Genomic DNA, 25,348 nt, shown 5'->3' on the forward strand with positions numbered 1-25,348 from the left:
ACGGGCAAGATGGCAAAAACTACCAGTGAGCTGCTGGACCAGCTGAAAATCGATCGCGACGCACCCGCAGAACACAGCGGAGTAAAACCGCGCACCGCACTTGCGATTGGCGTTGGATTTGCCTTGACGGGACTGCTGGCGGGACTGCTATTCGCCGGCGACGGCGCCACTGGCACCCAGACCGTCACCCCGCCGGCAGAGCCATCCTCTGCCGCGTCGCCCGCCAGACTCGATCTGCCACCTCCGGCAGACAGTGCATCCCCCGAGGCTATCCTGAATGCCTCCGGCTATATCACCGCACGGCGTATGGCCACGGTGTCCGCGGAAGTCATGGGCCTGATCACCAGTGTTGAGGTTGAAGAGGGTATGCGCGTGGAACAGGGCCAGGTTCTCGCCACCCTGGACGCGGCGGTGGCCGCGGTGAATCGCGACTTTGCCCGCGCTCAGGTCAAAGTGCTGGAGGCGCGCGCTGCCGGTATCGAAGCCAATCTCGCAGAGGGCCGACGCCAACTGGTGCGCTACGCCGGGTTGATTGACCGCAACTATTCCAGCCATGCCGAGCTGTCGCAGGCGGAGGCCAATGTGGCGAGCCTGCAGGCCAGTCTGGTGAGCGCACAGGCAGATATCGAGGTAGCCCAGCTGGAAGTCCGCCGGCAGCAGGAGCGCCTGAACGACCACACCATCCGTGCACCATTTGCCGGTGTCGTCACCCAGAAGAATGCGCAGCCCGGTGAAATTGTCGCCCCCAGTTCCGCCGGTGGCGGTCACACCCGCACCGGCATCTGCACCATCGTGGATATGGAATCGCTGGAAATCGAAGTGGACGTTAACGAGGCATTTATTGGCCGCGTGGAAGCCGGCCAAAAGGTGCGCGCAAATCTCGACGCCTATCCGGACTGGGATATACCCGCCACAGTGATCGCGATCATTCCCACCGCCGATCGCGCCAAGGCCACGGTACAGGTGCGTATCGGTATCGACAGTAAGGATTCGAGAATTCTGCCGGATATGGGTGTGAAAGTAGCCTTTCTCCGCAACGAATAGTGGTTGTCAACCACCACGCCGCAAACAAATAAACAGAAAATTGATCGAGGGTTTGAAGATGTCACAGGAAGCGCTGTTTGAACTCAAGCAGGTGGAAAAGAGTTTCGTCAAAGGCAAGGAAACGATATCCATCTTCAACGATCTCAACATGACGATCGACCGCGGTGATTTTCTTGCCATCATGGGTCCCTCCGGCTCCGGCAAGACCACTCTGCTAAATATGCTCGGTGGCGTCGACCAACCCAGTGGTGGTGAAATCTGGTTCGACGGTGCGCGCATGGACAATCTGAGTGAAAGCAAGCTCACCCAGTGGCGCGCCCACAACATCGGTTTTATTTTCCAGTTCTACAACCTCATGCCGATGCTGAATGCAGCACGCAATGTCGAACTGCCGCTGCTGCTTACCAGACTCTCGCGCTCCCAGCGCAAACGCAGTGTAGAAGCGGCACTGGCACTGGTGGGTCTCTCCGACCGCGCAAAACACATGACCAGTGAAATGTCTGGTGGCCAGCAGCAGCGTGTCGCCATTGCGCGCGCTATCGTTTCCGATCCGAAACTGATCCTGTGTGACGAGCCCACCGGTGACCTCGACCGCACTACCGCCGATGAAATTCTTGAAATGCTGCAACTGCTCAACCGCGACCACGGAAAGACCATCGTCATGGTCACCCACGACCCGGCGGCCGCCTCCTATGCCAGACAGACCGTGCACCTCGACAAAGGAAAATTCGTGCACAAGGAAGTGCTGGCATGAACGATCTCTACCTCATCTACAAAAACATGACACGCAAACCTCTGCGACTGTTTTTGACCTGCTTCGCAATCTTTATCGCGTTTCTGATTTTCAGTGCGGTGACAACACTGAAAAGCGCACTGGATTCCGGTGTGGACCTCGCCGCAGACGATCGCCTGGTGGTGGTGAATAGCATCAATTTTACCCAGCCGCTTCCCATCGCCTATTACCAAAAAGTTGCTGCGATTGAAGGCGTAAAGGAAGTCACCCACCTGAACTGGTTCGGCGGTTTTTATCAGGACGCAAAAAACCAGATCATTACCATGGCGGTGGAACCGGAATCCTATCTACGGGTATATAACGAAGTGGTGGTTATCCCGGAGCAAAAATCCGCCTGGCTGCAGACGCGCCAGGGTATTTTGATCGGGAGAAAGCTGGCGGAAACCCAGGGCTGGAAGATCGGCGACAAGATTCCGCTGTCTTCGAATATTTTTTCCCACAAGGACGGCGGCCACAGCTGGGAATTTGTGGTCAGCGGCATTTTTGACGGTGTCGACGAGAATTACGATACCCGCTACGCCGTATTCCACTACAAGTATTTTATGGAAACCCAGACCTTCGGCGGCGACTGGATCGGCTGGATGACACTGGTGACCCAGGACCCATCCATCAACCAGCAGGTCGCGGACGTCATCGACGCCACCTTTGCCAATTCCCAGGCAGAAACCGACACCAGTACGGAAAAAGCCTTCAACAAAGCGTTTATCGAACAGATCGGCAACATCGGCCTGATTATTTTCGGTGTTGTGTTCATGGCGTTTTTCACCATTCTTATCGTGGTCGGCAATACCATGGCACTGGCGGTGCGTGAGCGCACCGGTGAAATCGCGGTGCTGAAGACCCTAGGTTTTTCGGCACCGCGGGTATTCGGTATGGTGTTGGTGGAATCGCTGCTGGTGGCGCTGATCGGCGGGTTTCTCGGCCTCGCCATGGGTTGGCTGATCATCGAGGGTGCCAAGTCATCCATGGCGCAGTTCCTGCCGAATCTCGCCATGGGTGGTGACATCGTCGCCCAGGCGGTGCTGTATATGATCCTGCTGGGACTGGTGACCGGGCTTGTGCCCGCCTACAACGCCCTGCGTCTTAACATCATCACCGCCTTTAATCGGAGCTGACACCATGACCTCACTTTTTGCCCAGATCGGCACCGTGGCGATGATGAATATCCGCAGCCTGCCGCGACGCCTGTGGATGTCGCTGGCGATGGTGCTCGCCTCCGCCGTGGTAGTGGCTATCCTGCTGGCATTTCTTGCCATGGCCAAAGGGTTTGAATCCACCATGAACAGTGCCGGCTCCGATCGCGTCGCGGTAATGATGCGCGAGGGATCCGCAGCGGAAATCAACAGCGTGATCACCCGCGAACAGGTCAACCTGATTGAGGAGTCTCCCGGTATTGCACGCGATACAGAGGGCGCACCGCTGGTATCGCCGGAACTCTATGTAATCGTCGACGGCCTGAAAAAATCCTCGGCCACCAAAGCGAATATCCCGCTGCGCGGTATTAACACTACGGGCATGGCAATGCGCGGCAACATGCAACTGGTAGAGGGACGCATGTTCACTGCCGGTACCAACGAACTGATCGTGGGCACCGGCGTGTTGCGCGAGTTCGATGGCTTCGCCCTCGGTGAGGAAGTGCGCTTCGGCAAGAATGTGTGGACCGTTGTGGGGGTATTTACCACAGGCGGTAATGTGTTCGAGAGCGAGCTGTGGGCGGACGTTAAGGTGATCCAGAGTCACTACGACCGCGGCAGCAGCTACCAGACCATTCGAGCACAGTTGGAGACACCGGGAGACATCAGCGGCCTGGAAAAAACCATCGAGCTAGAGCCGCGCCTCAATCTGGAGGTACAAACCGAAAGCGCCTACTTCGCCGCCCAGGGAAAACAGCTGGAATACATGGCCATTTTCGGCCGCGTGATCAGCGCTATTATGGCCCTCGGCGCGCTCGCCGGCGCACTCAACACCATGTATACCTCGGTGGCCGACCGCGCCAAGGAGATCGCCACCCTGCGCACCCTCGGCTTCAGCAACCTGTCCGCGTTCTGCGGCACCATGATCGAAGCCCTGGTACTGTCCGCCGCCGGAGGCCTGCTCGGCTCCGCCGCCGCCTTCCTGTTCTTCGACGGACTGAGCGCCTCAACCCTCGGCGGCAGCTTTACCCAGGTGGTGTTCAGTTTTGAGATGTCCCCAGACCTGTTCGCCCAGGGCGCGCAACTGGCACTGCTGATCGGCTTCACCAGCGGTTTCTTCCCCGCCTGGCGCGCCGCGCGGCTGCCGGTAATTGTGGCATTTCGCGCGGCGACCTGATCGGCAACTACTTCATCTTTTACATATGTAAACGTGGTGTTCAGAATTCTGTGTCATCTCTTTTCGGTCACTGTTAAAGAAATGACACAGAGTTTTGAACACCCTCGGCTCATGAAAAATCCGGGCTAGCAGTCTGTCCGCCCGCAGATACAGGGAAGGGGTCCGCCGACGGCTTTCCTGAAGAATGTATTGAAGACCAACTCGCTATTGGAACCCACCTCCAAGAATTACCCTCGTAAAATCTGTTTACTGTGACAGTACAAGCCCTTGCGCGGTGCCGGAATCGTAAACCACTATGCTCCCAGGCCACTGTGACAGATAGTAAAGGCCGGTATCCGGGTCCACGGCTACATCACCATTGCCATGAGAACCCGATGGCAGTTGTCGCTCTCGGTCGCCCGTTTCCAAGTCCACGAACACCATACCGCCATGGCCATGGTAATCTTTCACAACAAGCTTATTGCGCACCGGATCCAGGCGTATCTGCCACGGCATCACAATAGGCGGCCCGCCACCAATGCTGTCGCTGTCACTGGAAAAAATCTCGCGATCACCGCTCCGCAGATCCACTCGATAGATTCTGCTCTGCTCCACATCCGTCACATAGGCAATCGAATGATTGGGATGCAGAGCCACAGATGATGGTTCCCCCCATTCCGGCCCCTCCCCTTTTGCACCAGGCTGACTGGCAAGACTTCTGTTGCCAGTTTGCAAATCAACCGCAAAAAGTGCACCAGACCCATCCACCACATACAAAACCGCAGCCTCGTCATCCAATTCGATCCCCAAGGGACCGCTGAACACAGGCCCCAGACCGGCGCCGTTGCCTGAAATAAATTTGCGGTTTCCGGTTTCGGGATCGACCTCCACGATTGCCGCAGTCCAATAACTGTTGTCACTGGCATATATCTTTCCATCGCGGCCACTTACTGCAAGATCCCGGAAGTAGGAGTCTGTACTGCCTTCCCCTTTCAGATCACTGGTTATTATATGTCTGTCGCCGGAAACCGGATCGACCGCCATGATTTCCGGCATATAAGAAACGGCCAGGCCATTGATGTACAGAAGTCGGTTGTGGACCTTGTCGAATCGTATCGAAGCGGGCGAATCATTGGCGGGTCCGGAGCCACGCTCCGGTGGCGTAATGCGGGCTCTTTTACCATTTTCTATGTCGATTGCAATTAGCTGATGGGATGCGCAACTCAGATAGAGCTGGCCTCGTTCGCTATCCAGAGCCATCCCGTAGAAGTCAACCATAAGATTGGATTCCAGCGAGTCCTGTCGCCCGGAGCCGGACACCAGCCGTTTTTCCCCGCTAACGAGATCCACTTCGGTAATCTCGTCCCAGTCAAAGCTGAGATAGGCCTTTTCGGCATTTTCATCGACAACAAGGCCATCAGCGTAGGACAGGTATTCACCATCCGTCTCGCCACTGGACACCAGACGTCTGTCGCCAGTGTTTTTGTCTATTTCCACCAGACGGTAGTTTGCGGAGTCGTAGGCAAACAATCTGCCATTGGCAGCTGCAATAGCTACCCTGTAACTAAAATCAGGGCCTGTGCCCATCCCGTTACCTGACACCAAATTGCGTGCACCAGTAGTCAGATCAACGGAATAAACAGCCTTGTAAGGAGCTGCATAAATAAACAAGGCGCCGGTGGAATTATCCAGTGTAATCCAGGCGTCGGAATCCGATATTTCCACGTCATTGCTACCGTCCCAGGAAACCATGTTATCCGGGGCCGGACCCAGGCTCACTTCTAAGACGTCACCATCACCCGTCAATGCATAGAGCTGGCCACTGCTTCTACTGAATGCAAATTGCCGATATCTGTTGTCGTATTCCTGGTAACGGCTAAAGTAGCTCCGGCTGCCATTTTGCACATTCGTAGCTATTACGCCGGAATAATAGCCATCGATTGTGGCACTATTAAAAACCCTTCCATCTATTGGATCATAGGCAATTTGACCGCACACAGATTCTCTGTAATGTGGAAAAACAGACACTGCTCTGGTAGCCGCTCGCTCAGTGATGTTGCCATTGACATCCTCAACCCTGACCACCAACTCGTTGTCCGATCCTGACTCAAGAGACACCTCGGCTATCCAACTTTGGAAACCGTTAACGGAGGTAGCCTCGACACCGCTTACCCATACTGACTTTACACCAAAGTCGTCGGCAGCTTTACCTCTCACCGTGACAGATCCGGGATTGGATTTCAGGCCATCCATATGAGGGAAGTCTATGCTCGCAGTCGGGGGGCTGGTGTCCGCTGTTCCTCCGCTGGAGCTGGAGGAACTACTACTGCTGCTGGAACCACCACTGCTGGAAGAGCTGCTACCACTAGTCCCTGTCCCGTCGTTGCCGCCACTACCTGAGCCACCACCACAGGCGGACAGACTCAGGACAAGAAAAATCACCAACACCACACGACTCAACCAGATCATGAATTTATCCCCAAGATTCAGCACGAACGTTCTTTTTATCATCAATGACAAAGTCTTATTTGTGGCACGAGTAAGCCGGCGCCGAGCCCATTGATACCTGCGTCCCCAGAGACACAACTACCGCGCGGCTTATGCCAGTCGTAACGCTCGGCGCCGGCACTCTCCACAACGGAGAAATGCATCGCCTTGCACCTAAATTGCAAAGGAAAATTATCAGCGCTAATCCACCATGTAAACGTTTTCACAATTACACGCCATTACAGATCGTGATCGTTTTATAGGTGAGTCAAGAAATCAGGTTGAAATTGAATTGTTTTGGCGGGTTTTGGAACGGAAAGCTCGAGTGACCGGAGAAAAGGATGACCTCGCCGCCGGAGAGGTCTGGCTCCTAGTCCGATAGCACGCCGACGGCGCCAGAAGCGCATATTTCGCCGCCCAGGGCGCGCTACACCGTATCTGCGGCGGTATAAAACAGACCCAGACGGTACTGGTGCCGCTGTGCGCGGTGAAACAATACGCCCAGCGTGAGCAACAGGGCCAGCCCCTCCGCGACCGGACCGGCAAGCCAGATTCCGGTTTCACCAAACTTCATAGGCAGCAGAAATACCAGCGGCAGCGCAAATAGGTAGGTTTTTGACAGGCTTAAAAAGCTGGCGCGCGCGGCATCACCAATACTTTGGAAAAACATATTGATCATCATTAACGGCCCCAGCAAGAAAAGTGCGAGCGTGGAAATAGGCAGAATGCGGGCAACTTCTTTGGCGATATCTACATCGTCAACAAACCAATATCCAAAGCGATCTTTTATCAGCCATATCAAGGCCTCGATCAGCAGGCAGTAAATCAGGGCGGATAGAATCGCAATTTTTATCCCGCTGTTGGTGCGCTGGAATTTTTTCGCACCAACGTTGTTTCCGGTGATGCTTTGAAATGCCATGCTTAGACCCAGGAGTGGCAAAAATACAAAGGTCATCAGGCGAGTAATAATTCCGTAGGCACCCACCGTGGTTGCGTAGTCTCCTTGGTTCCAGATTTGCAGGTTGTACAGTATTGCCGCTGACGACAGTGCCAACCCAACGTATGTCAGGCTCGACGGCGCGCCAAGTGCGAGAAATTCCTTCCAGCGGCTTCGCGCAAGTGAAAACTGCACTACCTGAATATTCACAGGACTTTTTTTCTTTCGGCGAAAATTGAATACCACCAGCAAAGACAGCAACTGAGCCACTACCGTACCGTAGGCGGAACCTGCCACACCCATATTTAGTTGCGCAATAAATATGTAATTGAGTACGCCGTTGAACAGCACGGAAGCCAGCGATATCAGCGCCATAAAACCGACCTGTCCCTCACAACGCAGTGAGTCGCCGTTAATGTTAAGGATGAACATCAACGGCGAGCACAAAACAAGTATTGAAATATACGTGTAACTCATGTGCGCCAATTCAGCGGAACCACCGTTTGCCAGCAGTGCCGCCTCTTTCCCGAACATCAGAAACAGTGCGATAAGTATCAGACACACCAGTAGCGACAAACTAATGGCTTGCGCAAATGCTTCCCTCGCTGCCGGCTTATCGCCGGCACCCAGTATGCGCGCCATAACACTCGCGAAGCCATTTGAAACCAGAGTAGATAAAGCGACGACCAACATCACTGCGGGGAACATTGACGTTACCGCCGTCAGCGCGTCGGCACCGACAAAAATTCCCAGAAAGTAGGCATCCACCAGATTGAAGGATCCGTTCACCAGCATTATCAAAATGATGGGCGCCGCAGTTTTTGCAAAAACCGAGCCGAGGGATCCGCTTAAGAATTTGTTGTCTTCTCTGCGTTCAGTCATCGTTTTTTTCCCGGTGCAGCGCGCCGATGGCGTCAAATTTCTCCACCAGTAGCTGTTGGATATCCTCGGGCCAAGTGCCAATTGCAGACTCAAAACCCCGTTTGCTATTGCGATACAGCGCGCGCGCCGCCTCTTCAAACCCGGGCTCGTCCGCGAGCACCGACATCAAACCGTACAGTTGATTCTGCTGCATACTGATGCGCTCTTCGGTGGAGGCACTTTTCATTGCGCTATCCACCAGCCGCCGCAATGTCACCGAGGCACCGCCGCGCTGGGTTGCCAGCCAGTCCCAGTGCCGGGGCAGCAGAGTCACCTCTCTTGGGATAACCCCAAGCTTCGGGCGACCGCGCTTGTTGGTGCCCGGCGCTCCTGCACCGGGCAAATTGTCGATGACGCTTTGTGCATCGCCGTGCCAATCGAGATCGACGCGTTTGCAGGTCTCCAGTTCAAACACCACTGGCTCGATATCGCCGCCGATGGCTTTGGTCTGGCGCACGATGGCCTCCAGGTCCCCTCTCGCAATCAGCGCCTTGTCGTGTATCGCGACATACTCCCCTGCCATGATTTCTCTCTCCGAATCCGCTATGTGAATTGATTATTACCCGGATATTAATAATGGTCAATTTACCCGGGTAAAATAATTGCTCATCGCCTGTACACAGGCAGGGTTCAAGGGGCGCGCTTTGCCACCAAATAGAAAGAATTCGGGAAGATACCCGCCAGGGCGACTGCACGGGGCCTCGCGCAACGAGGCTCCGTTATGAGGGAGGGGCTAGGGAGGAGTTAAAAAGAAGGAAGAAGAAGGATATGCAGGAAAAACGCCGCTCCAATCAGCGGCGCTGTTTCTGGTAAATGCCGCTTTTGCCTTCCGGCACCCGTCGGAAGCGCTTGTACTCCCACTGGTACTGTTCCGGCGCCTCGGCGATACAGGACTCGACTCCCCGATTGAGCGCCGCCAGCGACACCTTCACCTCCTCACTGAAGATCGCCTGCTCCGCCGGCAGCAACACCAGTTCAAATCCGTCTGCGAGCCGCTTGGCAAAGCCAAACACCACCTTGCAGCCGGTGCGCTGGATCAGGTTGTAGGCCAGAGTCATGGTAAGGGTCGGGTGGCCGAAGAAAGGGGCGAAGTCGCCGCCGGAGAGTTCTGGCTCCTGGTCGGGCAAGACGCCGACGATGCCGCCGTCCTTCAGTGCCTTTAATAGCGCGCGCACGCCGCGCACATTGGTGGGCACCAGATGGGCGCCGGTTTTCTCGCGCCCCTCGCGAATCACGGGGTCCAGCGCGGCGATCTTCGGCGGCGCGTACAGGCTAGTGGTGGGGCCGACCGTGGCCAGAAACTGGCCGAAGATTTCCCAGTTGCCGATATGCGGCGCCAGCACCAGTACCCCGCGGCCCTCGCGCACGCCGCTGGTCAGAAGCTGTTGGTTGCGCACCCGTACGATCACATCTTCCGCCCGGCTCCAGGGCTGGCGCCACAGGCTGGCGACCTCAAAGCCGGTGATGGCGGTGTTGATCACGCTGTCGCGGGCGAGCTTTTCCCGTTCAGCGGCGGGCATCTCCGGGAAACAGCGCTGCAGGTTGATACGGCTGATGCGCAGGTTGTCGCCGCGGCTCCACACCGCCACGCGGCCCACGGCGCTGCCGAGGCGGCGCGACCAGCGCAGGGGCAGCCGGCCCACCATTTTCAATGCGCCCGCCGCCAGTTGCCCTTTGATATCCAAAATCGGTACTTCCTTCTCGAATCCATCGCCGCTGCGACTTTTCAGTATGGTTCGCTCCCGTTGAGCTTTTGTCGCGCCCGCTGTTTAGTGCGCAACCCGCTACCGCTATAATTGCGCCCCTTGTCTTTTCACCCAGCTGAAACCGGAGAGTGTGGTGTCCGAGCAACAAACCAGCGGATCTAGCCCCGCGCAGGATCTGAGCACCTTTCAGGGACTGATTTTTACCCTGCAGGAATACTGGGCGCGCCAGGGGTGCGTCATTCTACAGCCTCTGGATATGGAAGTGGGCGCCGGCACCTTTCACCCCGCCACCTTCCTGCGCGCCATCGGCCCGGAAACCTGGAACGCCGCCTATGTGCAGCCCTGCCGCCGCCCCACGGACGGCCGCTACGGTGAGAACCCCAACCGCCTGCAGCATTACTACCAGTACCAGGTGGTGATGAAGCCGTCGCCGGCGAACATCCAGGATCTGTACCTGGACAGCCTGCGCGCGCTGGGCATCGACCCGGCGGTGCACGATATCCGCTTCGTGGAAGACAACTGGGAATCCCCGACCCTGGGCGCCTGGGGCCTCGGCTGGGAGGTGTGGCTGAACGGCATGGAAGTGACCCAGTTCACCTACTTCCAACAGGTGGGCGGCCTCGAGTGCTATCCGGTCACCGGCGAGATCACCTACGGTATCGAACGCATCGCCATGTACCTTCAGGGTGTGGAGTCTATCTACGACCTGGTGTGGACACGCAACGCCGATGGCACCCCGGTTACCTATGGCGATGTGTTCCATCAGAACGAAGTGGAGATGTCCCACTACAACTTCGAGCACGCGGACGTGGAGTTCCTGTTCCACACCTTCGATCACTGCGAGCGCGAGAGCCAGCGCCTGATCGAACTGGGCCTGCCACTGCCGGCCTACGAGCAAGTGATGAAGGCCTCCCACGCGTTCAACCTGCTGGACGCACGCCACGCGATTTCCGTCACCGAGCGCCAGCGCTTTATCCTGCGCGTGCGCACCCTGGCACGAGCAGTAGCCCAGGCCTATTTCGACGCGCGCCACGCCCTCGGCTTCCCGCTGGCCACCGAACAGGCCCGCAACGACGTATTGGCCCACCTACATGAAAAGCAGGAAGCGCAGAAGGAGAAGAAGTAATGGCTCAGGATTTTCTGGTTGAGCTGGGCACCGAAGAGCTGCCCCCGAAAGCGCTATCGACCTTGATGCAGGCATTTGCCGACGGCATTGAGCAGAGCCTGAAAGACGCCGAGCTTGCGTACGGCGAAATCAAAGCCTTCGCCAGCCCGCGCCGCCTCGCCGTCGCCGTGAGCGATCTGGCCGAGCAGCAACAGGACAAGCAGATCGAAAAACACGGCCCCGCAGTAGCCGCCGCGTTCGACAAGGACGGCAAGCCGTCCAAGGCCGCCGAGGGTTTTGCCCGCGGCAACGGCGTGACCGTGGACCAGCTCGCACGCGTGCAGACCGACAAGGGTGAACGCCTGGCATTTATCAGCGAGCAGAAAGGCGAGAGCACTGAAAAACTGCTCGGCGATATCGTCAGCAAAGCCCTGGCACAACTGCCTATTCCCAAGCGCATGCGCTGGGGCGCGCGCAAGGAAGAATTCGTGCGTCCGGTGCACTGGTTGCTGATGCTGTTCGGCAACAAAGTGGTAGACGCGGAAGTACTCGGTCTCAAGGCCGACAATACCACTCGCGGCCACCGCTTCCACTACAATCGCGAACTCACCGTGGCCTCCGCCAGCGACTATGTACAGCAGCTGCGCGAGCCGGGTTTCGTGGTGGCAGATTTTGCCGAGCGCCGCGAGATTATCCGCGAGCAGGTGCAGGCGGAAGCCAATAATGTGAACGGCGAAGCAGTGATCGACGACGCACTGCTGGACGAGGTGACCGCGCTCGTGGAGTGGCCGGTTGCGCTGACCGGGCGCTTCGAAAAACGCTTCCTCGAGGTACCGGCGGAAGCGCTGATCTCGTCGATGAAAGAGCACCAGAAATATTTCCACGTGGTGGACGAAGACGGCCAGCTGATGCCGTTTTTCGTGACGGTCGCCAACATCGAGAGCACCGATGCCAAGCAGGTACTTGAGGGCAACGAGCGCGTGATCCGCCCGCGCCTGTCTGATGCGGCGTTCTTTTTCGAGACCGACAAGAAAACCAGCCTGGAAGCGCGCCGGGAAAAACTCAAGTCCATCGTGTTCCAGCAGAAACTCGGTACCGTCTTCGACAAAACCGAGCGCCTGGCAAAACTCGCCGCGGCCATCGCGGAAAAAATCGGTGGCGACTCCGCACTGGCGCAGCGCGCCGCACAGCTGTGCAAATCCGATCTCGTCACCGAGATGGTGTTCGAGTTTGCCGACATGCAGGGTATCGCCGGTTACTACTACGCGGAAAACGATGGCGAGCCGCTGGACGTGGCCAAAGCCATGTACGAGCAGTACATGCCGAAATTCGCCGGTGACGAGCTGCCGCAAACCGGGACCGGCACCATCGTCGCCCTCGCCGACCGCATCGACACGCTGGTAGGCATATTCGGCATTGGCCAGCCGCCGAGCGGCTCGCGCGATCCGTTCGCGCTGCGCCGCGCAAGCCTCGGTGTGTTGCGTTTATTGGTCGAGAAAAATATCGATCTGGACCTGCGCGAACTGCTCACGCTGGCCCGCGACGGCTACCCGCGCACCGCGCTTGCCGAGCACGACAATGTGGTTGAGCAAACCCTGGCGTACATGCTTGAACGCTTCCGCGCGCGCTATGAAGACGCCGGTATCAAGGCGGAAGTGTTCCTCGCGGTTTCCGCGCGCAAACTGTCCCGCCCGCTGGATATCGACAATCGTGTAAAAGCGGTGCACAGCTTCAGCCAGCTGCCGGAAGCGGAAGCCCTGGCCGCCGCCAACAAACGCGTATCGAACATTCTCACGAAACTGGAAGGCCCCGCGCCGACACAGGTAGAGCAGGCGCTGCTGCAGGAGGACGCGGAGAAGGCGCTGTACCTCGCGCTGAAAGACGCGCAGGATGCGGTCGCCCCACTCTACGCCGAAGCGCGTTTCGAGGAGGGTCTCGCCGGCCTCTCCGGCCTGCGCGAAACCGTGGACAACTTCTTCGACGGCGTGATGGTGATGGCCGACGACGAACAGTTGCGCAACAACCGCCTGGCCCTGCTGGCACAATTGCGCGGGCTGTTTCTGGAAGTGGCGGACATCTCTCAGCTGGCACCCGCCAAGTAAGCCGCCCTGCACCTGTAGGAGCTTGCTTGCAAGCGAACCGAACCGCACTCCGGAACTGTTCGCTTGCAAGCAAGCTCCTACAAATGTGGTTTCTTTCAACTACAGCATTAACTCCATGGCCATCATCATTCTCGACCGCGACGGTGTGATCAATCAGCATTCGGACAGCCATGTCCGCAGTGCCGACGAGTGGCTGCCCATCGCCGGCAGTATCGAAGCCATGGCGCAACTCAGCCAGGCGGGCCACCAGTTGGTCATCGCTACCAACCAGAGCGGCCTCGCGCTCGGCCATTTCGACCTCGACGACCTGGAAGCCATGCACGCAAAAATGCGCGCACTGGTGGAAGATGCCGGCGGCGAGATCGCCGCGATTTTTTACTGCCCCCACAGCGACGAAGACCACTGCCGCTGCCGCAAACCCAACACCGGTCTGCTCGATGCGATCGAGGCGGAATTCGATACCAGCCTGCACGACTGCTATTTTGTCGGCGACCGCATGGCCGATCTGCAATGCGCCGTGGCGAAGGGCTGCAAACCGGTGCTGGTAAAAACCGGCTGCGGTGATAGAACCCTGATGTCGCTGATTCAAAGTCCCGATCCCGCCCTGATTGGCACCACAGTGTTCGAAAACCTCGCGCAGTTTGCCGACTTCGCGCTGCGCTGACCGTGTAACCGCGGCCGAGGTTTTTTCTTGTTTCCGTTCCCGCCTTCCACTCCCAGAAGATAATTTTCACGACGTAATGACAAAGTGAATTGCGACAGTTTTGTGAAGTACTTTCACTTTTTTCACCTTTAAAACCCTTGTTGCGCCACCCTATTGCCGCCCGCTATTGGTTTCCGTAGAAACCGATGAGAGGGATGCTACGCCGCGCGAATTCCACGGAACGGAAAATAACAAGTCGCGCGGTGCACCGGATCAGAGGTTGATGGAACGACCAGAATGACGGGATGTATTACCGGGAGTGTCGGGCGAAGCCGCAGTATGGGAAAGACGCAGACACTCTCAGGCACCACCACCGCTCCGTTTATTCGGCGCGCCAGCGCCACAGTTCCATCGGAGATCTTTTCCGTTATCCATCGGAACGGCCTGTACCCAGCCGCCAAAAGCGGTATGGCTGCAGGTTTTTTTATTTTTACGGGGCATATTCAATGAAATTGTTTTCCGCACCGAAATTGTTCGGGGGGCTACTCGCCGGCCTGTTGTTATCCACAACCAGTGTCGCCGATGAGCGCACCGATCTGCCGGCACCGGCAGAGGGCAAACGCAAAACCTACGTTGTTCAACTCGCCGACAAGCCGCTGATCGCCTACGAGGGCGGCATTGCCGGGCTGGCAGCCACCAAACCGCAGATGTCCGCGGCCGGCAAGTCGCGCCGGCTGGATTTCAACGACAACAATATCCGCAACTACGCCGCACACCTGGCGAAGCAACGCAGCGAGGCGCTGCAGGCGATTCCCGGTGCACGCAAGGTACACGAGTACCAGATCGCATTTAACGGCTTCGCCGCGCAGATGACCGCCAAACAGGCGCAGGCGCTGCGCAACCGCAAGGACGTGCTGGGCGTATGGGAGGACCGGCTGCTGAAGCCGCAAACCAATTCCACCTATCGCTATCTCGGTCTCGATCACCTCCCCGGACCCTGGTTGCTCGGTGCCACCGGTGAGGATGTCGTGATTGGCGTGATCGATTCCGGTATCCACCCTGAGCACCCCAGCCTCGAGGACGCCCGCACGCCGAAGCGCGGCCACCTGGGCCGGCCGATTCTGTACGGACCCGCACCGGAGCACTTCACCGGAAGCGGCTGCGAATTTGGCAACAGCGCTTTCAATCCCGCGGATATGCCGTTTGACTGCAACAACAAGCTCTTGAAGGCGCAGGCGTTTTCCGCCGGCTTCCTCGCCGCCAACGAACTGGCGGACTACGAGTTTCTGTCGGCGCGGGATGCCGACGGCCACGGCACCCACACCGCCACCACCGCGGCGGGCAACTTCGGCGTGGAAGGCGTTATGAATGGCGAGGCCACCGGCACCCTCAGCGGTGTCGCGCCGCGCGCGCGGGTGGCGGTGTACAAGGTCTGCTGGGATGCACCCAACCCTGACGACAGCGGCTGTTTCTCGTCCGACTCCATGGCCGCCATCGACCAGGCCGTGGCCGACGGTGTGGATGTAATCAACTTCTCCGTGGGCGGCGCCAGCACCCAGTTCAACGGTCCGGATGATATCGCCTTCCTGTTTGCCGCCGACGCCGGTGTGTTTGTCGCTGTGTCTGCAGGCAACTCCGGCCCCGGTAACGGCACCATCGGCACGCCGTCGGGTGTGCCCTGGGTCACTTCCGTGGGCGCAGCGGAAGACAACGAGAGCTTCGGCACCGGCGTGGAAGTGAGCGCGCCGTCGGATCTCGCCGGAATCTTCGAGGGCCTGCAAGGTTCCGGCCCGGTGCAACTGGCGGATACCGGTGCCATCTCCGCCGACATCGTCAACGCGGAGCCACTGGACGCCTGCTCCCCGCTGACCAATGCGGACGCGCTTAATGGCAAGATTGCGCTGGTGGTGCGCGGGGTCTGCGCCTTCTCGATCAAGTACGACGAAGCCGCGGCCGCCGGCGCGCGCGCCATTGTGGTGTTCAATGACGGTACCGCGCCGGATCGCGTCGATCCCATCACCATGTCGGCGCCGGATACCACCATCCCCGGGGTGATGATCCGCCACCCGGACGGGTTGGCGTTGGCAAACGCGAGCGGTACCGCCGGTACGCTGAGCCCGGAAATCCAGGTGTCGCGCGATAACCGCATCGCCGGTTTCTCTTCCCGCGGCGCCAACGGCGGCGCACCAGACATCATCAAGCCGGATATCGCCGCCCCCGGCGTGGGCATTGTCGCGGGCATCTCTCCGGTGTTGTCCGGTGGTGAGATTTACGGCGCGCTGAGTGGTACGTCCATGGCCAGCCCGCACATCGCCGGCGTATTCGCCCTGTTGAAGCAGGCGCACCCGGAGTGGACACCGGCGATGGCGCGCTCCGCGCTGATGACCTCGGCGCGCCAGAACCTGAAAAAGTCCTTTGGCGATGAGGCCGCCGACCCGTTCGACATCGGCGCCGGTATGGTACAGCCCGCCAACGCCTTCTTCCCGGGACTGGTGTACGACGCCGGGCTGCTGGATTACTTTGCCTTCCTGTGCGGCGCGGAGAACCAGCCGCAGCTGATGGACCCGGCAGACTGTACTTACCTCGAGGAAAATGGCTTCTCCACCGATTCCTCCGACCTCAACCTGCCCTCCATCGGTATCGCCGAACTGGTGGGCAGCCAGACCGTCACCCGCCGGGTCACCAGTGTGGCCAAGGGTACTCAGTGGTACTGGGCAGAAGTCGATGCACCCCCGGGTGTGCGCGTGGAGGTTTCTCCGCGGCTTCTGCGTTTGAAGGAAGGGGAAACGGCGAGCTTTGACGTGACGTTTACCGCCACGGCCAATGCGGCGCTCGGTGAATGGGCTTTCGGTTCCATCAACTGGTCCCAGGGTCTGCGCCATGTGCGCAGCCCGATCGCGGTGCGCCCGGTACCCATTTCCGCGCCCGGTGCTGTGGCTGGCAGCGGCACGGACGGCAGTCTGCAGATCCCGCTGGTGTTCGGTTATTCCGGTGCTTATAGCGCGGTCATCGATGGTCTTGCGTACGGTACGCCAAGCGATGATTCTGTGGCCGATGGTGCCTATGTACTGAAGTTTGTGACAGTACCCGAAGGAACAAGCTTTGCACGTATCGCTCTGTTTGATGCGGAAGTCGGTGACGGCGACGGCTCGGACAATCTCGATATCCAAGTGCAGGGTCCAGATTCCGCCGGCTATCCGTTAGTCGGTACCAGCGGCTCACGGACGTCTGCAGAACATGTGGACATGATCAATCCGCCGCCGGGAGATTACGCGGTTTTTGTGATCGATAACATCTCAGCTCCCGGCGATACGCCGTTTACTCTGTACAATTTCAATCTAAACGGCGACGCTGGCAACACCATCCTGGAAGGCCCAGTTAGTGCCAGTTTCGGCGGTAGCGGTAATCTGAATCTGGAGTGGCAGGGTCTCAGCAGCGGATCCCGCGCGCTGGGTATTGTCACCCATACCGATGGGGACACGGTCCTCGCCACCACCGAGGTAATGATCGACACCCAGTAAGCGAGCACTCGCTCACTAAAAAGCCCGGGAGCCGCAAGGTTCCCGGGCTTTTTGTTTTTCAGCAGAAGTTAACGGTGGTAACGGGGCTTACAGCAGTTCCGCCCACAGATCGTACTCGTCCGCGTGGGTCACTTCCGCCCACACCTTGTCACCCGGGGCGAGGTTGGTTTCGCCATTCAGGTACACCATGCCGTCGATCTCCGGGGCGTCGGCCCAGGAGCGGCCGATAGCCCCCTCCTCGTCCACTTCATCGATCAACACCTCGATCTTGCGGCCGATTTTCTGCTGCAGGCGCGCGGCACTGATCTGCTGCTGGTGCGCCATAAAACGCTCCCAGCGCTCCTGCTTCACGTCTTCCGGTACGGCGCCTTCCAGTTCGTTGGCCGGCGCACCGTCCACGGCGGAGTATTTGAAGCAGCCGACGCGGTCTAACTGGGCCTCGGAGAGCCAGTCCAGCAGGTACTGGAAATCCTCTTCGGTCTCACCGGGGAAGCCGACAATAAAGGTGGAGCGGATGGTGAGCTCCGGGCAGATCTCGCGCCACTTTTTGATGCGCGCCAGGGTCTTGTCCTCAAATGCGGGGCGCTTCATCGCCTTCAGCACTTTAGGGCTGGCGTGCTGGAACGGGATGTCCAGGTACGGCAGCAGTTTGCCTTCCGCCATCAGCGGGATCACGTCATCCACATTGGGATACGGGTACACATAGTGCAGGCGCACCCACACGCCCATGGACGACAGCGCCTCGCACAGCTCCAGCATACGGGTCTTCACCGGGCGGCCATCCCAGAAATCCAGCTTGTATTTCAGGTCCACGCCGTAGGCACTGGTGTCCTGGGAGATCACCAGCAGTTCCTGCACGCCGGCGTTGACCAGTCTCTCCGCCTCGCCCAGCACCTCGCCCACCGGGCGGCTCACCAGCTTGCCGCGCATGCTGGGGATGATGCAGAAGGAGCAGGAGTGATTGCAGCCCTCGGAAATTTTCAGGTAGGCGTAGTGGCGCGGGGTCAGTTTGATACCCTGCGGCGGTACCAGATCGACGAACGGGTCGTGGTCGGCCTTGGGCGGAACCACTTCGTGCACCGCGTTGACCACCTGCTCGTACTGCTGCGGACCGGTGACCGACAACACGCTCGGGTGCGCCTGGCGGATGGTATCTTCTTCCACGCCCATGCAGCCGGTAACGATCACCTTGCCGTTTTCGTGCAGGGCCTCGCCGATGGCGTCGAGAGATTCCTGCTTTGCGCTGTCGATAAAACCGCAGGTGTTCACCACCACTACGTCGGCATCTTCGTAGGAAGGAACGACTTCGTAACCCTCCATGCGCAGCTGGGTGAGGATGCGCTCGGAGTCCACGGTCGCCTTGGGGCAACCGAGGGAGACAAATCCCACCTTGCCCGAACCGGATTTGCCCGGTTCCACCACGGTCGCACCAGTCACTGAATTGTCTGCACTGCTCATGAGTGTCCTCTGCCGGCGCCCGCGGGCGGCCGTCACCATTGATTAAAAAGCGGGCAATTCTAACGGGCCGCGGTCGCCTTGCATAGCGCATGCTATGGTTACCGTCGTCTGTGTTATGCCTCGGGCAGCATACACCCGGCCTTCGCGCAATTGGTGCTTGTGTTCCCCCGGCCGGATAACAACAATGGCGCCCCGCCTCAACCACCGGAGCCCTGCCGTGCAACAACTGATACTCAATCCCCGCGCCGAACGCCGTCTCAAGATGGGCCATCTGTGGATCTACAGCAACGAGGTGGACACCAAGCGCAGCCCGTTGAAGGGGCTGGAGCCCGGCGGGCAGTGTGAAATTCTCGACAGCAACGGCAAGAGTCTGGGATATGCGCTGGTTAACCCCAACCAGCTGATCTGCGGCCGCCTGGTGTCGCGCGGGGACCCGTTCAACAGCAAACAGTTACAGCGCCGTCTGGAAAGCGCGCTGGCGCTGCGCGAACGCTACTTCCCCCACCCCAGCTACCGCATGGTATACGGCGATTCCGACGGTCTGCCCGGCCTTGTAGTGGACCGTTTTGGCGACTACCTGGTCGTGCAGGTCAGCAGCTGGGGTATGGAAACGCTGCTCGGCGACATCGTCGACGCACTGGTCTCCCTGGTGAAACCCAAGGGTATCCTGCTGCGCAACGACCACCAGGGCCGCAAGGTGGAAGAGCTGCCGGAAGTGTCCGAGGTGGCCCACGGCGAAGTGCCGCAGCTGGTGCCCTTTGAGGAGAACGGCGTCGCACTGCTGGCGCCGGTGTACCAGGGGCAGAAAACCGGCTGGTTCTACGACCACCGCGACAACCGCGCGCGCCTGAACCAATGGGTAAAGGGCCTGAATGTGCTCGACCTCTTCTCCTACGCTGGCGGCTGGGGTGTGCAAGCGCTCGCTCACGGCGCAGCGCAAGTGACCTGTGTGGACGCTTCCGGCCAGGCACTGGACTGGTGCGAGGAGAATGCGGCCCTGAACAACCGCAGGGACGATCTGGTCACCATACAGGGCAAGGCCATCGACGCGATGAAAGAGCTGATCAACGAGGGCCAACGCTTTGACGCCATCGTGCTCGACCCACCCGCGTTCATCAAGCGCCGCAAAGACCAGAAGTCCGGCGAGGCCGCCTACCGGCACATCAATGAGCTGGCGCTGCGCCTGCTGGAAAAGAACGGCCTGCTGGTGAGCGCTTCCTGTTCCATGCACCTGGAGTCCGACACGCTGCTGGAGATTCTGCGCGGCGCCGGCCGGCATCTCGACAAAAATATCAGCATCATCGGCAGCGGCGGCCAGGGCGCCGACCACCCGGTGCACCCGGCGATCCCGGAAACCCGCTATCTCAAGGCGCACTTTGTGCACCTCGCGGCGGGCAGTAATTACTGATTTTGGGCCCTGTTACTTCAGCGCTCGCGGATTCATCGGCAGCAGACGGGAATCCGCGAGCGCAGCGGTTCGGTGTCCCAACACCGCCTGGTACTCGCCATCCTCTATAAAGGCGAGAAACGCCTCCCGCGAGGGGTACCGCACCAACATCGCTAGATCCCACTGCTCCTGTTCCGGGCCGATCAGGAATGCACCTCCCTCTCCCAGAAACACCACCTCACCACCACGGCGGGCCAGGATTGCTCCGGTGCGCGCCATGTACTTTCGGTAGGCGGCCTGGCCGCTGATAGGCTCCCCCGGGGCTAATGACGGCGTATGTGCATAATCGGCATGTGCGCGGAATCTCAGCAGGTTCAGCATCACTACCTCACCGCGGGCCGGACTGGCGCGCAGCGCCTCCATGACTTCGGTGTTCGGATGTAGGCAAGCCTGTGTGTTTCTCACGGGTTGTACCGCTTGGTGATTGCCGGTCATCAACTCTGCTCCTATTGCGTTGCTGTTATTCCTGCTAATTGAGGCCTTGGATAGTCACATGGGTTGCGCCATCCTCGCCATAACCTCGGATTTCGTGCCGGATAGCGAAGTCTGCGGGTGAGTGCCGTTTGGGAGCCACTGGCCGGCAAACTAGGATTCGGTATCCGCAAATAATTCGAAGTATCTGCTTTCGGAGTACTTATGCTGAGACCGCTACAGGAATCCGATGTCGAACGCCTTTCGCAGCTTTGGCTGCATCTGGCCTGCTGCGCGCACCCCAGTCTGCCCATCAGCTTTTGGTCCGCACCGGCACGTCAGTTGCGGCGGCGATTGGCGGCGCAGTGTCGTCACCGGTTACTGCACGGTGACCCCTCAGACATCAGCCACTGGGTCTATTCCCGCACGGGGAAGGATTTGGCCGACGGCCTGGTTACAATCACCGATAACATGCTGGTCGAGACCCTATTCGTGTCTCCGACCAAGCAGCGGCACGGTGTTGGCAGCGAGCTGATGGCCCAGGCCAAGTTTGGGCGGCCGCAGCTGGAGGCGAAGGTGCTGGAGGAAAATCTGCGCGGTCGCTATTTCCTGCAGCAGCATGGCTTCGTGGAAACGGCGCGGCATTTCAATCAAAGTGCCAATCAGGATGAGATCTGGATGAGCTGCCGGGTCGCAGCCTGACGCCTGGGCGGCGGTTGCCTCCGGAATTGTCCGCCCCGCGGGTATTCGACCGCCACAAAAAAGCCCGCGCGGCCTTACGGCCCAGCGGGCTTTTCTGCACGGGGAAGTTCGCGGTTTTACACGTCGAGGTTTTCCACCGCCAGCGCGTTGCTCTCGATGAATTCCCGGCGCGGTTCTACCTGGTCGCCCATCAGGGTGGTAAAGATCTGGTCGGCGGCAATGGCGTCTTCCACCGTCACCTGCAGCATGCGACGGGTTTCCGGGTTCATGGTGGTTTCCCACAGTTGCTCCGGATTCATCTCGCCCAGCCCTTTGTAGCGCTGGATACTGTAACCGCGACGGCTCTCATTCATCAGCCATGTCAGGGCATCCGGGAAACTGGTTACCGGCTGCTGCTTGTCGCCGCGCTGGATATAAGCCCCCTCTTCCAACAGCCCCTGGAGCTTCTCGCCCAGCTGGCAGATGGCGCGGTATTCCGCAGAATCAAAGAAGTCGTGACTGACGGTGTAGCGACTGCTGACGCCGTGGGCAACCACATCCACCGTAGGCAGGTAGAGATTGCGCTCGCTGTCCTGCGACACCGACACCCGGTGGCGGCGGCCACCGCCCTCGCCCTGCTGCTCCAGAAGCTCCTGCAGCTGTACTGTCCACTGCTCAATGGCTTCGCGGGATTGCAGAGCATCCGCCTTGAGACTCGGCAGGTACACCATGCTCTTCAGTACTTCCTGCGGATACAGGCGCGACAGGCGGTCGATGGTAGCCATTACCGCGCGGTATTCCTTCACCAGAGACTCCAGTGCGGTGCCGGAAAGACCAGGCGCCTCCGGATTGACGAACAGGGTAGCGCTTTCCAGCGCGGCGTTGGTGAGGAACTGGGTCAGCGCCGCCTCGTCTTTCAGGTATTGTTCCTGCTTGCCTTTGCCGATCTTGTACAGCGGTGGCTGGGCGATGTAGATGTGCCCGCGCTCGATCAGTTCCGGCATTTGTCGGAAGAAGAAGGTAAGCAGCAGGGTGCGGATATGCGCACCGTCCACGTCGGCGTCGGTCATGATGATGATCGAGTGGTAGCGCAGCTTGTCCGGGTTGAACTCGCTCTTGCCGATGCCACAGCCGAGTGCGGTGATCAGCGTGCCTACCTCGGCACTGGACAGCATCTTGTCGAAACGCGCCTTTTCCACGTTCAGGATCTTGCCCTTCAGCGGTAGGATTGCCTGGGTGCGGCGGTCGCGCCCCTGTTTGGCGGAGCCGCCGGCGGAGTCACCCTCCACCAGATATAGTTCAGACAGCGCCGGATCTTTCTGCTGACAGTCCGCCAGCTTGCCGGGCAGGCCGGCGATATCCAGTGCGCCCTTGCGGCGGGTCATTTCGCGCGCCTTGCGCGCCGCTTCGCGCGCCCGCGCGGCGTCGATCATTTTGCCCACTACTGCCTTGGCGTCCTGCGGATTCTCCAGCAGGTAATCGCTGAACGACTGCCCCATCTCCTGTTCCACCGCCGGTTTCACCTCGGAGGAGACCAGCTTGTCCTTGGTCTGGGAGGAGAATTTCGGGTCCGGTACCTTCACGGAGATGATTGCGGTAAGCCCCTCGCGCGCGTCGTCGCCGGTGGTGGCCACTTTGTCTTTTTTGCCCACCCCTTCCTTCTCGATATAGGTATTGAGACCGCGGGTGAGCGCCGCGCGGAAGCCCGCGAGATGGGTGCCACCATCGCGCTGGGGAATATTGTTGGTATAGCAGTAGATGTTCTCCTGAAAGGAGTCGTTCCACTGCAGCGCTACCTCTACTGCGATGCCATCTTCGCGTTGGTTCTGGAAGTGCAGCACCTTGTTGATCGGCGTCTTGTTCTGATTCAGAAACTCGACGAAGGCGCGCAGGCCACCCTCGTACTCGTAGACCTCTTCTTTGCCGCTGCGCTCATCCTTCAGCACGATGCGCACACCGGAGTTAAGGAACGAGAGCTCCCGCAGGCGTTTGGCCAGTTGCTCGAAGTGAAACTCGATGTTACTGAAGGTGGCCGGAGACGGTTTGAAGTGCACGGTGGTGCCGGTGCCCTCGGTGTCCCCGATCACTTTCAGGGGTTCATCCGGCACGCCGTGCCGGTAGATTTGCTCGTGGATTTTGCCACCGCGGCGGATGGTCAACTTCAGTTCCTCGGACAGCGCGTTCACCACGGACACGCCCACACCGTGCAGACCGCCGGATACCTTGTAGGTGTTGTCATCGAACTTACCGCCGGCGTGAAGCACGGTCATGATCACCTCGGCCGCGGAGATGCCCTCTTCCGCGTGAATTTCCGTGGGAATGCCGCGGCCGTTATCGGACACGCTCACAGACTCGTCGGGGTGAATAATCACGCGAATTTCGTCGCAGTGACCGGCCAGCGCCTCGTCAATCGAGTTGTCGACGACTTCGAAAACCATGTGGTGAAGGCCGGTGCCGTCGTCGGTATCGCCGATATACATTCCCGGGCGCTTGCGCACCGCATCCAGGCCTTTGAGTACCTTGATGCTACTGGAATCGTAGTTATTCTCTTGCGACATTCTGTTGCTCCATTAACGCCGGCACACTGGCCTGGCCTATCATTTTCAAACGTTTGTCCATGTATTCATCCGCCCTGCACATGCCCGGGTCGGTCGTCTTCGGTACCCAGTTTCCCGACCAAAGAAATATGTCATCAATCCGCACCCAGCGCAGCTGCAGTCACCCGGCCACGTTCCACGTGGAACATTCTCGGTTCACACCAGGGTGGAGGTAGAGACTGCCATGGGCGTGCGGTCACGCTCCCTTCAATTCCGGTGACCAGGACCTGGCTGGCGCAGTCGCCTACCCAGCGTGAGAACAGCCGTTGGTTGTCCTCATCCAGCTCCGACGGCAGATCATCCACCAGAAATACCGGCTTCTCGCGCGCAGACACCGTCGCCGCCATCGCGGTTCTCAGTGCGCAAACCGCCATTTTTTGTTGCCCGCGTGACAACACCGCGTGCGCAGGCTGGCCGTGGAGAGTAAAACGGAGGTCCGCCCGATGCGGCCCAACCCGAGTGAAACCCTGCCCTAGATCCCCTTCCAGCGACTCCACCAAAGACTCCCGCAGGCTGGTGCCCTTCTTCCATCCACTGCGATAGTGAAGCTCAAGTGGGGCAAACACGTCTTGTGGGAGATCTCGCAAGCGCTCGTGAAAAAGTGCGCGCAACTGAGTAAACACACTGCGTCTGAGTGTATCCACAACCTCACCACTACGAACCAGTTGTTGATCCCAGGGTGCGAGTAAATTTGCGTCGATTTTACCACGTCGGAGCAGTGCATTGCGCTGCTTCAGCGCCGATTGATACGCCTTCCAGTGGTTAGCAAAAGAATGTTCCACGTGGAACACTGTCCAATCCAGCAACTGCCGGCGAACACCGGGACCACCATCCAGCGCAGAGAAACTTTCGCTATTGATCACCTGTAGAGGCAGGCACGCCGCCAGCTGCGAGCTGCTCTCAGCGGGTGCCTGATTGATGCGGATACGCCCCTGTCCATCGCGCCGCTTCTCGACACCCAGCGACACTCCATTGGCCAGACGACCGAATACCGCCAGGGACTCTTGCTCGTAGCGGATGACCGATTGACTTTGGCGGGAGCGAAAGGAGCGGCCGCTGGCAAGCATGTGCACCGCTTCCAACAGGGAGGTTTTCCCACTGCCGTTGGCACCGCAGAACAGGTTCACCGCCGGTGCCAACGGCAGATCCGCGGAAGCAATATTCCGGAAATTGCTCAATACCAGGCGGCTCAGGTTCGACACGGAA

Annotated in this window: 18 protein-coding genes; 10 read left to right on the forward strand and 8 right to left on the reverse strand. The window is 59.1% G+C overall.

Annotation, left to right across the window (positions count from 1 at the left end):
- The first annotated feature begins 9 nt into the window (after positions 1-9).
- The 4 genes from FDY93_RS15640 to FDY93_RS15655 are packed head-to-tail and all read left to right on the forward strand — an operon-like array spanning position 10 to position 4,147.
- Complete coding sequence (locus FDY93_RS15640; protein WP_138236698.1) at positions 10-1,044, forward strand: efflux RND transporter periplasmic adaptor subunit; 1,035 nt, start codon at positions 10-12, stop codon at positions 1,042-1,044.
- 58 nt (positions 1,045-1,102) lie between these two features.
- Positions 1,103-1,798 carry an ABC transporter ATP-binding protein gene (locus tag FDY93_RS15645; protein WP_138236699.1) on the forward strand — a complete coding sequence of 232 codons (696 nt, stop codon included), beginning with the start codon at positions 1,103-1,105 and terminating at the stop codon, positions 1,796-1,798.
- A complete protein-coding gene (locus tag FDY93_RS15650) occupies positions 1,795-2,952 on the forward strand; it encodes an ABC transporter permease (protein ID WP_138236700.1) in 1,158 nt (385 codons plus the stop codon). Before FDY93_RS15645 ends, FDY93_RS15650 begins: the two co-directional genes overlap by 4 nt.
- Positions 2,953-2,956: 4 nt before the next feature.
- Positions 2,957-4,147: an ABC transporter permease gene (locus FDY93_RS15655; RefSeq protein ID WP_138236701.1), complete on the forward strand. Its 1,191-nt coding sequence runs from the start codon at positions 2,957-2,959 to the stop codon at positions 4,145-4,147.
- A 246-nt stretch (positions 4,148-4,393) separates the two neighbouring features.
- Here the strand turns inward: FDY93_RS15655 and FDY93_RS15660 are convergent, their stop codons facing one another.
- The 4 genes from FDY93_RS15660 to FDY93_RS15680 form a co-directional block, all read right to left on the reverse strand.
- Positions 4,394-6,637 carry a PQQ-binding-like beta-propeller repeat protein gene (locus FDY93_RS15660; RefSeq protein ID WP_171019012.1) on the reverse strand — a complete coding sequence of 748 codons (2,244 nt, stop codon included), beginning with the start codon at positions 6,635-6,637 and terminating at the stop codon, positions 4,394-4,396.
- A 403-nt stretch (positions 6,638-7,040) separates the two neighbouring features.
- Positions 7,041-8,432, reverse strand: coding sequence for an MATE family efflux transporter (locus tag FDY93_RS15670; RefSeq protein WP_138236704.1), 1,392 nt, complete (start codon positions 8,430-8,432; stop codon positions 7,041-7,043).
- Positions 8,425-8,994 (reverse strand): DUF2239 family protein, encoded by a 570-nt coding sequence (locus FDY93_RS15675; RefSeq protein ID WP_138236705.1) that lies wholly within the window; start codon positions 8,992-8,994, stop codon positions 8,425-8,427. The genes FDY93_RS15670 and FDY93_RS15675 overlap by 8 nt, the downstream gene beginning before the upstream one ends.
- Before the next feature lie 268 nt (positions 8,995-9,262).
- Complete coding sequence (locus FDY93_RS15680; RefSeq protein WP_138236706.1) at positions 9,263-10,156, reverse strand: lysophospholipid acyltransferase family protein; 894 nt, start codon at positions 10,154-10,156, stop codon at positions 9,263-9,265.
- A gap of 154 nt (positions 10,157-10,310) precedes the next feature.
- Here FDY93_RS15680 and glyQ point away from each other — a divergent pair, with 154 nt between their 5' ends.
- The 4 genes from glyQ to FDY93_RS15700 all read left to right on the forward strand — a co-directional run bounded on the left by glyQ (position 10,311) and on the right by FDY93_RS15700 (position 17,548).
- The gene (glyQ, locus tag FDY93_RS15685; protein WP_166218817.1) at positions 10,311-11,303 is read left to right on the forward strand and encodes a glycine--tRNA ligase subunit alpha; all 993 of its coding nucleotides are present in this window, start codon (positions 10,311-10,313) and stop codon (positions 11,301-11,303) included.
- Positions 11,303-13,384: a glycine--tRNA ligase subunit beta gene (gene glyS, locus FDY93_RS15690; protein WP_138236708.1), complete on the forward strand. Its 2,082-nt coding sequence runs from the start codon at positions 11,303-11,305 to the stop codon at positions 13,382-13,384. The genes glyQ and glyS overlap by 1 nt, the downstream gene beginning before the upstream one ends.
- 115 nt (positions 13,385-13,499) lie before the next feature.
- A complete protein-coding gene (gmhB, locus tag FDY93_RS15695) occupies positions 13,500-14,048 on the forward strand; it encodes a D-glycero-beta-D-manno-heptose 1,7-bisphosphate 7-phosphatase (RefSeq protein WP_138236709.1) in 549 nt (182 codons plus the stop codon).
- Between the two features lie 485 nt (positions 14,049-14,533).
- Entirely contained in the window at positions 14,534-17,548 is a 3,015-nt protein-coding gene (locus tag FDY93_RS15700; RefSeq protein ID WP_138236710.1) for a S8 family serine peptidase, read from the forward strand.
- An 87-nt stretch (positions 17,549-17,635) separates the two neighbouring features.
- Here FDY93_RS15700 and rimO read toward each other — a convergent pair whose 3' ends face one another.
- Complete coding sequence (gene rimO / locus FDY93_RS15705) at positions 17,636-19,006, reverse strand: 30S ribosomal protein S12 methylthiotransferase RimO (RefSeq protein WP_138236711.1); 1,371 nt, start codon at positions 19,004-19,006, stop codon at positions 17,636-17,638.
- Positions 19,007-19,190: 184 nt separating this feature from the next.
- Between rimO and FDY93_RS15710 the strand changes: the two genes are divergently transcribed.
- Positions 19,191-20,414: a class I SAM-dependent rRNA methyltransferase gene (locus tag FDY93_RS15710; RefSeq protein WP_138236712.1), complete on the forward strand. Its 1,224-nt coding sequence runs from the start codon at positions 19,191-19,193 to the stop codon at positions 20,412-20,414.
- A 12-nt stretch (positions 20,415-20,426) separates the two neighbouring features.
- Here the strand turns inward: FDY93_RS15710 and FDY93_RS15715 are convergent, their stop codons facing one another.
- Positions 20,427-20,858 (reverse strand): DUF1330 domain-containing protein, encoded by a 432-nt coding sequence (locus tag FDY93_RS15715; RefSeq protein WP_220446215.1) that lies wholly within the window; start codon positions 20,856-20,858, stop codon positions 20,427-20,429.
- A 231-nt stretch (positions 20,859-21,089) separates the two neighbouring features.
- Between FDY93_RS15715 and FDY93_RS15720 the strand changes: the two genes are divergently transcribed.
- A complete protein-coding gene (locus FDY93_RS15720) occupies positions 21,090-21,566 on the forward strand; it encodes a GNAT family N-acetyltransferase (RefSeq protein ID WP_138236713.1) in 477 nt (158 codons plus the stop codon).
- Positions 21,567-21,682: 116 nt separating this feature from the next.
- On the opposite strand, the gene gyrB is transcribed toward FDY93_RS15720, so the two are convergent.
- Positions 21,683-24,103, reverse strand: a complete 2,421-nt coding sequence (gyrB, locus tag FDY93_RS15725; RefSeq protein WP_138236714.1) for a DNA topoisomerase (ATP-hydrolyzing) subunit B — start codon at positions 24,101-24,103, stop codon at positions 21,683-21,685.
- 134 nt (positions 24,104-24,237) lie between these two features.
- Positions 24,238-25,344, reverse strand: coding sequence for a DNA replication/repair protein RecF (gene recF / locus FDY93_RS15730; protein ID WP_246068604.1), 1,107 nt, complete (start codon positions 25,342-25,344; stop codon positions 24,238-24,240).
- Between the last annotated feature and the right edge of the window lie 4 nt (positions 25,345-25,348).

Origin of the sequence: Microbulbifer harenosus, assembly GCF_005771435.1 — a bacterium.
GTDB lineage: Bacteria > Pseudomonadota > Gammaproteobacteria > Pseudomonadales > Cellvibrionaceae > Microbulbifer > Microbulbifer harenosus.

Coding starts and splice junctions, on each gene's coding strand:
- FDY93_RS15640 (WP_138236698.1), top strand. CDS start 10: ATGGCAAAAACTACCAGTGAGCTGCTGGACCAGCTGAAAATCGATCGC.
- FDY93_RS15645 (WP_138236699.1), top strand. CDS start 1,103: ATGTCACAGGAAGCGCTGTTTGAACTCAAGCAGGTGGAAAAGAGTTTC.
- FDY93_RS15650 (WP_138236700.1), top strand. CDS start 1,795: ATGAACGATCTCTACCTCATCTACAAAAACATGACACGCAAACCTCTG.
- FDY93_RS15655 (WP_138236701.1), top strand. CDS start 2,957: ATGACCTCACTTTTTGCCCAGATCGGCACCGTGGCGATGATGAATATC.
- FDY93_RS15660 (WP_171019012.1), bottom strand. CDS start 6,637: ATGATAAAAAGAACGTTCGTGCTGAATCTTGGGGATAAATTCATGATC.
- FDY93_RS15670 (WP_138236704.1), bottom strand. CDS start 8,432: ATGACTGAACGCAGAGAAGACAACAAATTCTTAAGCGGATCCCTCGGC.
- FDY93_RS15675 (WP_138236705.1), bottom strand. CDS start 8,994: ATGGCAGGGGAGTATGTCGCGATACACGACAAGGCGCTGATTGCGAGA.
- glyS (WP_138236708.1), top strand. CDS start 11,303: ATGGCTCAGGATTTTCTGGTTGAGCTGGGCACCGAAGAGCTGCCCCCG.
- gmhB (WP_138236709.1), top strand. CDS start 13,500: ATGGCCATCATCATTCTCGACCGCGACGGTGTGATCAATCAGCATTCG.
- FDY93_RS15700 (WP_138236710.1), top strand. CDS start 14,534: ATGAAATTGTTTTCCGCACCGAAATTGTTCGGGGGGCTACTCGCCGGC.
- rimO (WP_138236711.1), bottom strand. CDS start 19,006: ATGAGCAGTGCAGACAATTCAGTGACTGGTGCGACCGTGGTGGAACCG.
- FDY93_RS15710 (WP_138236712.1), top strand. CDS start 19,191: ATGGCGCCCCGCCTCAACCACCGGAGCCCTGCCGTGCAACAACTGATA.
- FDY93_RS15720 (WP_138236713.1), top strand. CDS start 21,090: ATGCTGAGACCGCTACAGGAATCCGATGTCGAACGCCTTTCGCAGCTT.
- gyrB (WP_138236714.1), bottom strand. CDS start 24,103: ATGTCGCAAGAGAATAACTACGATTCCAGTAGCATCAAGGTACTCAAA.